The organism is Terriglobus sp. YAF25, assembly GCF_052113305.1.
Taxonomy (GTDB): Bacteria; Acidobacteriota; Terriglobia; order Terriglobales; family Acidobacteriaceae; genus Terriglobus.
In genome coordinates this window covers 1-10,117 of sequence record NZ_JBFRCY010000299.1, presented here as the reverse complement: position 1 = coordinate 10,117, position 10,117 = coordinate 1, and the positions used below count along the sequence as shown (strand labels likewise).

The following is a 10,117-nucleotide window of genomic DNA, read 5'->3' as shown; positions in this document are numbered from 1 at the left end:
CATCAGCTACCGCGATGTGCGTCTGCTGCAGGGCTTTGTCGCCGAGCGCGGAAAGATTGTTCCCCGCCGCCTGACGGGCGTTTGCACCACTCACCAGCGCAAGCTCAGCGCGGCCATCAAGCAGGCTCGTAACATCGCCCTGCTGCCGTTCGCGGCTCGCTACTAAGCAAAGAGATCAGGAGAGATTCAAATGGAAGTCATTCTGAAGGAAGATATCCTCAAGCTCGGCCACCGTGGCGACGTCGTGAAGGTTGCCGACGGCTATGGCCGTAACTATCTGCTGCCGCAGAAACTCGCGATCGAGGCGACTGCAGCGAACAAGGCCGTCATCGAGCAGATGAAGGGCTCGGCTCTGCGCAAGTCCGCGCGCGAGAAGGGCGATGCCGAGACGCAGGCCACCAGCCTCAACAACGCCGAGCTCGTCTTCGAGCGCAAGGTTGGCGAGGGCGACCACCTCTTCGGTTCGGTTACCTCCTCTGACATTGCCCAAGCTCTCGAAGCGCAGGGCTTTACCGTTGACCGCCGCAAGATCGCTCTGGACGAGCCGCTGAAGACCATCGGCGAGTTCCACGTGCCGATCAAGCTGCACCGGGAGGTTTCGGCTCACGTCAAGGTTGTCATCAAGAGCGACAAGCCGGAAGAGGTTATCTCCAGTGCCGCTCCTGCGGACGAGCCGGAGACGGTTGAGGCTGAGTAAGCCCTTCTGCACAGGCAAGACACGAAGGCCGCCCGACAGGGCGGCTTTTCTGTTTGTGTTGGTGAAATAGAGCATTTTCCCTGTAGGTGGGATGAAGGGCTTCCGCATCTATGAGCGTTTCCCGCTATGAAAGCGCCACTGCAGGCCCCGTTCGGGATACCCAGAAGGAGGGAAAATGCTTTAATCCGAACACTTCTTCTGTCTTCACGGTCTATGACTGTAGACCTTCAGGTCCATGACCGTAGAAAGGACAATGAATGGGTTCGCCTGCTTTGCAACTCGGAATGCGCCGCGAACTTATTGCCGACTTGATTCTGGTGCGCAAGAACGAATGGGATGCGGTCTTCGCCGGGCTTGTCCAGGAACATGCGCGGCTGTTGTATCGAATCGCCTATGCCGTGGTGAGAAATCAGCAGGATGCGGAAGACGCCGTGCAGGATGTCTTTCTCAAGGCCTATCGCGCACAGCCCAATCCGCAGGATGCACGTGCATATCTGGCGCGGGCGGCGTATCGGTCGGCTCTCGACCGGCTGCCGCGCAAGGATACGCGAGCTTTTGCCGAGCATGAGGACTTTCCCGCAGGAACGGCGTCTCAAGAAGATCTCGCCGCTGGATGGAGTGAACAGCAACGGCTGCATCGCCTGATCGATGGCTTGCCTGGAGAGCTGCGACAGCCTCTGTTGCTGACAGCGATTGAAGGCCTCACGTCGCGCGAGGTCGCAGCCATGTTGGGTATTCCCGAGGGCACGGTGAGAACGCGTACACAGCGGGCAAGGGAAGAGCTGCGGAGACGATTGGAAAGGAGGAAGGCGTGATGGAGGAGTTGGACGATCTGCTTCACCGTGAAGCGAATGCGGAACCGCTGCATGGATTCGAAGAACGCATCCTGCAGCGTGTTGCCTCGCAACGGGACCGCCGGTCCTTGTGGGTGTGGGCAGTTGGAGCGGCTGCGATCTGCGCCGCGGGCGTTGTGATCTGGACGGCGCGGTCTCCGAAGCCGCTTGAGCAGAAGCCTGCCATTGCAATCGTGCAATCGCCGAGGGCAGGCGCTCTTGCGTCTTTGCCGATGAAGTCTTTGCCATCACCGTCAGTGCCTTCCCGCCATGCCCGGAAAGACCGTCCCGCTGCTGAGGCTGTTCTCGCTACCCGTGGGGAAGAGAAGCTTCCCAAGCTTGATGTCTTTCCTTCGCCTGTCAGAGATACGACGGCGCATCGCGATGCTGTCGCCTTGTCCGATCCCCGGGTGGTGCAGGCCGCGGCCGAACTCAAACAACGGCAGGAAGAGCCGATCGAGATTGCTGAAATTCACATTGCACCGTTACCTGAGGAGACCCAATGATCCGCCGATTGAAATCATGCACCTTGTTCCTTCTTGTCGTTCTCACTCTCTGCTGTGCCGCACCTGCTCAAGAGGCAGCTGCCAAGGACACGGCTCCATCCGGACCAGCGACGCGCCATCTCTTGAAGTTTGTCGTGAAGGAGCTCGAGGGTGGAAAGGTGATCAACAGCCGTGAGTACTCGACGTATCTGGCCGGCGGTTCGAAGGAGACGGCGGGAACTTCATCGATCCGCACCGGCAGTAAGGTGCCAATTCCCTTCAGTTATGAGACGGCGAAGCCAAACACTACGCAGATCACGTACATCGACGTTGGCGTGAATATCGATATCCGGGAAGACCGCGTGGAAGATGGAAAACTTTATTGTTTCATCAAGGCTGAATTCACAAGCATCGATTCCAGCACGAACGCTGAAAACAGCGTTTTCCCCAGAATAGTCCGGCAGAATTCCTGGAGCTCTCCAATCTTTGCTCCCCTTGGCAAGCCCATCACACTCTTCTCGTCCGACGATGTCGCTTCCAAGCGCACGATGCAACTGGAGCTGACCGCGACCGAAGTCAAATAGGCAAAGTCGCAGCCGTCATCAGGAGAGCACCTCTGTTTAGAAGCGGCATTTCAATGCGAGTTGAATCTGCCGTTGCTGCGATCGGGTGCTCTGGTAATGGTTGATATCAGGCGCTCTTGCGGAAACGGTTGACTCCAGCCTGAGCATCTTCCCGCTTGTCGGCTACTTTATGCTGCCGTGCCGACTCCTCACTTACGGAGTGAGATGTGATTCCCTGCTTCTCACCTTCGGGTGTGCGCGTATTGAGCTTACCGACAGGCGCCTGTGAGCTCTGTGCTGAGTGGCGTTCAATCTGCCGCTGATCGGTGTACAGTGGCGCCCGGTCTTCGCCCATCTGAGCTCCGTCACGGTTGACATAAGCCCTTTGCCTAATTTTGCGATCTCCTTGGTCAGACGTTCGGTCTCCGCGGCCACATCGATCTGGCGCTCGTAGACTACCGCTACATCGAACTTCGGCGTGTTGCGAACGTTGGCTCCACTCAGCGCACCTTCCATGAAATCGACTGCGTCGACACGCGCGAGGCGCGAAAGCATCTCGCGGTTGGAATCGACCAGAGCGACGACATGGTTGTCGGCGAAGACGCGGATCGGTGCGAACTCCTTCTCGGGCACAGCAGCATCTTTGCGCAGGCCGCGGATGGAGACGATGAGATCCTGCAACAGTGCCATGTTTTCTTCCGCATCCTTGTAGGAGGGAAAGTCGCTCGCCTGCGGATAACGCGTCAGCGCAATCGATTTGGCGTACGGCTCGTTGTCGTACAGCGCATGCCACACCTCTTCCGTGAGGAAGGGCATGAACGGCGACAGCAGCCGCAGTGCGGCTTCGAAGACACCTACGAGCGAGGCCAGTGTAATCGCCGTCTCAGCGTTGCCCGGACGATCGAAGTTCAGCCGCAGCTTCACCAACTCCAGATACCAGTCGCAGAACTCGCCCCAGAAGAACTGGTAGACGGCCGCTGAGGCCTCATCGAAGCGGTAGCTGTTCAGTGCTGTCTCCACCTCGGCGCTTACAACGGAGAGACGAGCGAAGATCCAGCGTGTCTCCAGCGGAGTCTCTGCCGGCAGCACGGTCACAGGCAGGTTCTCGCCCAGACGGATCTTGTAGCCAGCTTCCTTTGCCTTTTCAATCTGCATGAAGAGGAAGCGGGCCGCATTCCAGATCTTGTTGGCGAAGGCGCGATATCCCTCGGTGCGCTGCTCGTTGAAGGCGATGTCGGTTCCGGGCGAGGCTTGGCTCGCCAGCGTGTAACGTACGGCATCGGTGCCAAAGCGCTCAATGATCTCGATCGGATTGATCACATTGCCCTTGGTCTTTGACATCTTCTGGCGATCGGCATCGCGCACCAGGCCGTGGATATAGACCTCTTTGAACGGCACTGCATCTTTCAGCGTGCGCTTGCTGCCGTCGGCCATGGGGACGTCGAGCATGAAGTGACATCCCAGCATGATCATGCGGGCCACCCAGAAGAAGAGGATGTCGAAGCCGGTGACCAGCAGTTCGGTGGGATAGAAAGCTTCCAGCGCCGCACCCGCCTCCGGCCATCCAAAAACGGTGAAGGGCAACAGGCCGGAGGAGAACCATGTGTCCAGCACATCAGTCTCCTGCTCCAGCTCATCGTTGCCGCATGCTGTGCAGGCAACCGGAGTCWCCCGCGCAACGGTGATGCCGGAGCACTTCGGGCAGTGCCATGCGGGAATGCGATGTCCCCACCAGAGCTGACGCGAGATGCACCAGTCGTGGATGTTGCGCATCCACTCGAAGTAGGTCTTCGCATACATCTCCGGCGTAAACCGGATGTGGCCTTCCTCGACGGCAGCAATGGCCTTGTCCGCGAGCGGCTGAATCTTGATGAACCACTGTTTCGAAAGACGCGGTTCCACGATCGCCTTGCAACGGTCGCAGCGGCCGATGGAGTTGGTGTGGTCCTTGATGGCGACCAGGTTCCCTTTGGCCTCCAGATCGGCGACGACCTGCTCGCGCGCGGCGTAGCGGTCCAGGCCGTTGTAGGGCGAGTCCGGCAGAAGGATGTGCGCGGTCTCGTCCATGATGTTCAGGTTCGGCAGGTTATGACGCTTGCCGATCTCGAAGTCATTGGGATCGTGTGCAGGCGTCACCTTTACCGCGCCTGTGCCAAACTCCGGATTTGCCCAGTCATCGGCGACTACCGGAATCTCACGGCCGACCAGCGGCAGCACCAACATCTTTCCGATCATCGCTTTGTAGCGTTCGTCGATCGGATTCACGGCGACAGCAACGTCACCCAACATCGTCTCCGGACGTGTGGTGGCAACGGTGATCGAGCCGGAGCCATCAGCCAGGTCATAGCGGATGTGATAGATCTTGCCGGCCTGCTCTTCGTGCACCACTTCCAGGTCGGAGACGGCGGTCTGCTGCTGCGGGCACCAGTTCACGATGTACGATCCGCGATAGATCAAGCCCTGTTCGTAGAGACGGACGAAGGCCTCCCGCACCGCAGTGGAGAGGTTTTCGTCCATGGTGAAATACTCGCGTGACCAGTCGACGGAAGCGCCAAGGCGCCGCATCTGTCCGGTGATGGCGCCACCGTACTCCTGTTTCCACTGCCAGACTCGCTTCTCAAAGGCTTCGCGCCCGAGCTGCTGGCGAGTCGTGTTCTCTGACGCAAGTTGGCGCTCCACCATCATCTGGGTGGCGATGCCGGCGTGATCGGTACCCGGAACCCATAGAGAACGCTCACCCTTCATGCGGTGCCAGCGGGCAAGGATGTCCATCTCCGTCTGATTAAGCATGTGGCCCATGTGCAGGCGGCCGGTGACGTTGGGCGGCGGTAGAAGCTGGACGAACTTTTTCTCGCCGACAGAGGTACCCGAAGGCGGGGTTGGTACGTCGAACAGACGTTCTTCAATCCAGTACCGGGCCCAGCGTTCTTCAATTGATGTCGGATCGTAAGCTTTTGCGAGTTCCTGCGGCATGTCTATGTCCGGCGTGGCGCATGTTTGTGTGCACCATGAAGCGCACAGGGCCAAAGTTCAATTTTAGTACGAGCCGCCGGTGCTCACGGTAGAATCGGGTGCACCGCGGAGGAGTAGGTTCCATGCGCCGTCTACCGATTCTTGCTGCTGTTTCGCTTCTATCCATCTCCGCTGTCGTGGCACATGCCCGCAGCTCTGAAGATCGTGCAGGAGTTGGAAACCAGATTGTTGTGGAAGAGAACCAGACCGTGGGCGATATCGCCTGTGCTTTCTGCGATGTTGTTGTGCATGGACGCGTCACCGGCGATGTCGCGATAGCCTTCGGCAAGCTGGAGGTCGATGGCGGCAGATCCATCTCCGGCGATGTAGCCGCATTTGCCACCCCCATCACGCTGGAGGAGGGGTCCAGCATCGGCGGCGATCTTGCGACGATTGGGGGAAGCTACACGGAAAAAGGCGCAACGGTGCACGGAGACCGTCTTATTTCGTCCAGCCCGCTCTGGATCTTGATTCCGTTGGCGCCAATCCTCTTCTTTGCCGCACTGATCTGGCTGCTGATCACCACCATCCGCAACCGGACTCCGATGCCGCCGCCTTATCCGGGGCGTTATCAGAGGATGTAGCGGCTCAGGTCCTCGTTCTTCACGATGCTGGCGACCTGCTCCTTCACGTACTCCGGCTTGATGACAATCACCTTCTCCACCGGACCGGCCTTGGTCTGGCGATCCTCAACAGGAATCGCGGGCTGACCATCGTCGATCTTCGGGCTCTTGAAGAGATCAGGAGCCTGGAAGCTGACCTCGTCCAGCACCCGTTCCATGATGGTGTGCAAACGGCGGGCGCCGATGTTCTCCGTCGTCTCATTCACGCGGAAGGCAAACTCCGCCATCTCGCGCAGCGACTCCGTAGTGAACTCCAGCTTTACGCCTTCGGTCTCCAGCAGTGCAGTGTATTGCTTGGTCAGCGACGACTTGGGCTCGGTCAGGATCTTGATGAAGTCTTCTACCGTGAGCGATTGCAGCTCCACCCGGATGGGGAAGCGCCCCTGCAGCTCGGGAATCAGATCTGAAGGCTTGGAGACATGGAAGGCGCCTGCGGCGATGAACAGGATATGGTCGGTTGAGACCATGCCGTACTTCGTGCTGACGGTGGTGCCTTCGACAATCGGCAGAATGTCGCGCTGTACGCCTTCGCGCGACACATCAGGGCCGTGGCCGCCTTCGCGTCCGGCGATCTTGTCGATTTCGTCCAGGAAGACGATGCCGGAGTCTTCAACGCGCTCGACTGCCTGACGCGTGACCTGGTCCAGGTCGATCAGCCGCTGCTCCTCTTCCTGCACCAGGTAATCGAAGGCCTCTGGCACCTTCATCTTGCGCTTCTTGGTGCGCGGAGCAAAGAGACCCGGAAGCATGTCCTTCAGGTTGACGTCCATCTCTTCCTGGCCCTGGCTGGTAATGATCTCGAACGACGGGCCATTCTTGTCGCGCACATCCAGCTCGACGGTGCGGTCGTCCAGCTTGCCCTCGCGGAACTGCTGGCGGAGTTTTTCGCGTGTCTTGTGTTCGCTGGCATGCGCGGCCTCAACATTGCCTTCGAGCAGCGGCTTGCCATCCTGGGTTGCCACCGGCGGTACAACGGGCGTGGGTGGCAGCAGTAGGTCCAGCAGACGCTCTTCGGCGTTCAGCTCGGCCTTGTCTTCAATCTCTTCCAGCTTCTCCTCGCGAACCATGTCGATGGAGATCTCGACGAGATCGCGCACAATCGATTCGACATCGCGGCCCACATAGCCGACCTCGGTGAACTTGCTGGCTTCGACCTTCAGGAAAGGCGAATTGGTCAGCTTGGCGAGCCGGCGGGCGATCTCGGTCTTGCCCACGCCGGTGGGCCCGATCATGATGATGTTCTTTGGCATGATCTCGTCGGCAAGCTCGGGAGAGAGCTTCTGACGGCGCATGCGGTTGCGCAGGGCGATGGCGACGGCGCGCTTAGCGGCCTTCTGGCCGACGACATACTTGTCGAGCTCGGCGACGATCTCGCGAGGCGTCAGCTCGTCGAGCGCGAGAGCTTGATCTTCGGCGGTGCCGGGGAGGTAGATGGCCATGAGAATTAGTCCTTCTTTTGGGCTTGCTTGGCGGCTTGTAGATCTTCAACGTCTGCCAGATCGCGGAGTCTGCCGCTCGCTGTCTTATTTCGTATCAAATCGTCGATCGACATATAGTTGACCGTCATCGGGTCGTCCGGATCGGTCTGTCCTAGGATGCGGCTTTCCCACGCGTCCTGAAACGCCATTTCAGCCTGTAGAAACGCAGACTCAGTTCCCACGTGGCGCGCATCCGTTCTCCGCTGGAGACACTCTGCCAATAGCGATAGGTATCAGCCTTTTGTTCTTCTGGATTCGCAACTCGAACGAGCGTCTTATCCATAGACATATTTTAAGCCTTCAACTCTTCAATCGTGAATGTCTGGTTCGTGTAGATGCAGATGTCGCCAGCGATCTTCATCGCCTTTTCGGCGATCTCGCGTGGGCCCATCTCCGTGTTCTGGTACAGCGCGCGGGCCGCGGCGAGGGCAAAGCTGCCGCCGGAGCCGATGGCGCAGATGCCTTCATCGGGATCGATCACGTCGCCCGTGCCGGAGAGCAGGAAGGTCTGGTTCAGGTCCGCTACGACGAGCAGGGCTTCCAGCTGGCGAAGCATCTTGTCCGTGCGCCAGTCCTTTGCCAGTTCGACCGCCGCGCGGCCGAGGTTTCCGGCGTACTGTTCCAGTTTCGACTCGAACCGTCCGAAGAGCGAAAACGCGTCTGCGGTCGAGCCCGCGAAGCCCGCCAGCACCTTGTCCTGGTACAGCCGGCGGATCTTCTTGGCCGAGTGTTTCAGAACGCTGGACCCCAGGGTGACCTGCCCGTCGGCGGCCATCACCACCTGGTTATTGCGCCGTACGCAGATGACCGTCGTCGACCGGATGCGGCCTGCGGAGAGGTCGATCGGATGCCCGATCTGGTGTCTGGTTTGGGCGGCATTTCCTTTGCTTGCAGCGGTTTTGCTCACACCTTATTGTACGCCGCCGGGCAGCGCTTCCAGACAGCGCCCACAGGCATCAAATAAGTGTCAGGCGGCGGGAAAACCGTCAGGACCGAGTGGTTGCGATGGCATACTAGCGGCAGCAAGTCTGAGGTACTTTCGCAATGCGTTTTGTTGGGCTTCCTTTGGTTCAAACCGTGATGCACCATCCGCAGGTGGCCATCGCGATCGGCGCCGGTTTTGTCGTTGCTGTGGCGGTTGCCGGGTGGCTGGCGCTTCGCCGCAAGCCTTCTCCGGAGGAGCTGGAACGCCGCCGCCGGCAGCACCTGGCCGAATCTGGAAGGTTGATCGACGGTACCATCGTGGAAGCTTCCGGTCCGGAAGAGCTTCCGGATGTGCTGGTATACAAATACGAGCTTGCCGGCGTCGAATACGAAGCCGCACAGGACGTTACCCCGCTTCGGGACCGTATCTCTAAAGTCCGCTGGGACCTGCCCGTGAGCATCAAGTACGATCCCCGCAATCCGGGAAACAGTATCGTGCTCGCCGAAAGCTGGAGCGGCCTGCGCGGCAGCGAACGCAATACCGCAGGAGTCGTCTGAGCAATGCATGTCCACGGCAGTCCGACCGGTAAGACACAGCGAGTGCTGCAGCTTTCTCTGCTGCTGACGGCGCTCTATGTGATCGCTACCCTGTGGTTCGGCATCCGTGCCCGATCTCTGGCTCTGGTCGGCGAGGCCGGCCACAATGCCAGCGACTTCTTCGCCATCCTGCTCAGTTTTGTGGCGGTCTACTTTCAGGCCAAACCGGCCACGGACGAAAAGACCTTCGGCTATCAGCGCGCCGGCGTTCTGGCCGCCTTCGTCAACGGCATCACCCTGATCGTGATCGCCATCTGGATCGGCCTTGCCGCTGTCGGCCGGCTCTACCGGCCCGTCGATGTGCAGCCGGGAATCATGATGGCGGTCGCCGCCTTCGGCGTGGTGATGAACGGTGTCATCGCTCTGCTGCTGTGGCGGGTCGGCCGCGATCTGAATCTGCACTCAGTCTTCCTGCACATGATGGGCGATGCGCTGTCTACGGCTGCCGTTATCGCTGGAGGCGCGGCGATTGCCTGGACAGGTCTGCGTTGGATCGATCCGGTGCTGTCGATCGGTATTGCCGCCATGATCCTGTGGTCGAGTATCGGGATCGTGCGCGAGACCCTGAATATCCTGCTGGAGGGCACACCGCGCAGTCTCTGCCTGGCTGATGTCCGCGAGGCGATGTGTGACATTCCTGGTGTACGCGACGTGCACGACCTGCACGTCTGGAGCCTGGGCTCACAGAGCTATGCCCTGGCCAGCCACGTTACGGTTGGCGATGTGCCGATGCAGGACCAGACCGGAATCCTCGATGGCATCCGGGCGGCCTTACGCCGCAACTTCCACATCACCCACACGACGATTCAGTTCGAGATGGAGTGCTGCCCGCGCTCGGAAGAGAACTGCTGCGCACCTCCAGAAGAAGCGCACCACGAGTGCGATCATACTCACGCGAATTAGGT

At 59.6% G+C, this 10,117-nt stretch carries 12 protein-coding genes; 8 read left to right on the top strand and 4 right to left on the bottom strand.

From position 1 onward, the window contains the following. The 5 genes from rpsR to AB4043_RS13705 all read left to right on the top strand — a co-directional run. Positions 1-166, top strand: a 166-nt coding sequence (gene rpsR / locus AB4043_RS13725; RefSeq protein ID WP_442307285.1) for a 30S ribosomal protein S18, incomplete at its 5' end; no start/stop codon positions are given. Positions 167-190: 24 nt separating this feature from the next. After that, positions 191-697, top strand: a complete 507-nt coding sequence (gene rplI, locus AB4043_RS13720; RefSeq protein ID WP_442301506.1) for a 50S ribosomal protein L9 — start codon at positions 191-193, stop codon at positions 695-697. Positions 698-981: 284 nt separating this feature from the next. Next, positions 982-1,512 (top strand): RNA polymerase sigma factor, encoded by a 531-nt coding sequence (locus tag AB4043_RS13715; RefSeq protein ID WP_442301507.1) that lies wholly within the window; start codon positions 982-984, stop codon positions 1,510-1,512. Further along, a complete protein-coding gene (locus AB4043_RS13710) occupies positions 1,509-2,036 on the top strand; it encodes a hypothetical protein (protein WP_442301508.1) in 528 nt (175 codons plus the stop codon). The genes AB4043_RS13715 and AB4043_RS13710 overlap by 4 nt, the downstream gene beginning before the upstream one ends. Beyond that, complete coding sequence (locus tag AB4043_RS13705; RefSeq protein ID WP_442301509.1) at positions 2,033-2,599, top strand: hypothetical protein; 567 nt, start codon at positions 2,033-2,035, stop codon at positions 2,597-2,599. Before AB4043_RS13710 ends, AB4043_RS13705 begins: the two co-directional genes overlap by 4 nt. A gap of 192 nt (positions 2,600-2,791) precedes the next feature. Here AB4043_RS13705 and AB4043_RS13700 read toward each other — a convergent pair whose 3' ends face one another. Next, the gene (locus AB4043_RS13700) at positions 2,792-5,551 is read right to left on the bottom strand and encodes a valine--tRNA ligase (protein ID WP_442307284.1); all 2,760 of its coding nucleotides are present in this window, start codon (positions 5,549-5,551) and stop codon (positions 2,792-2,794) included. A gap of 122 nt (positions 5,552-5,673) precedes the next feature. Between AB4043_RS13700 and AB4043_RS13695 the strand changes: the two genes are divergently transcribed. Beyond that, the gene (locus AB4043_RS13695; protein WP_442301512.1) at positions 5,674-6,174 is read left to right on the top strand and encodes a hypothetical protein; all 501 of its coding nucleotides are present in this window, start codon (positions 5,674-5,676) and stop codon (positions 6,172-6,174) included. Here the strand turns inward: AB4043_RS13695 and hslU are convergent. The 3 genes from hslU to hslV form a co-directional block, all read right to left on the bottom strand. Further along, positions 6,162-7,652, bottom strand: coding sequence for an ATP-dependent protease ATPase subunit HslU (hslU, locus tag AB4043_RS13690; RefSeq protein ID WP_442301513.1), 1,491 nt, complete (start codon positions 7,650-7,652; stop codon positions 6,162-6,164). The two genes, AB4043_RS13695 and hslU, sit on opposite strands and share 13 nt — an antisense overlap. A 5-nt stretch (positions 7,653-7,657) precedes the next feature. Beyond that, positions 7,658-7,873, bottom strand: coding sequence for a hypothetical protein (locus AB4043_RS13685; protein WP_442307283.1), 216 nt, complete (start codon positions 7,871-7,873; stop codon positions 7,658-7,660). A gap of 110 nt (positions 7,874-7,983) precedes the next feature. Further along, a complete protein-coding gene (gene hslV / locus AB4043_RS13680; protein WP_442301515.1) occupies positions 7,984-8,598 on the bottom strand; it encodes an ATP-dependent protease subunit HslV in 615 nt (204 codons plus the stop codon). Positions 8,599-8,735: 137 nt separating this feature from the next. Here hslV and AB4043_RS13675 point away from each other — a divergent pair, with 137 nt between their 5' ends. After that, the gene (locus AB4043_RS13675; RefSeq protein ID WP_442301516.1) at positions 8,736-9,173 is read left to right on the top strand and encodes a hypothetical protein; all 438 of its coding nucleotides are present in this window, start codon (positions 8,736-8,738) and stop codon (positions 9,171-9,173) included. A 3-nt stretch (positions 9,174-9,176) separates the two neighbouring features. Then, positions 9,177-10,115, top strand: a complete 939-nt coding sequence (locus tag AB4043_RS13670; protein ID WP_442301517.1) for a cation diffusion facilitator family transporter — start codon at positions 9,177-9,179, stop codon at positions 10,113-10,115. Positions 10,116-10,117: the final 2 nt, after the last annotated feature.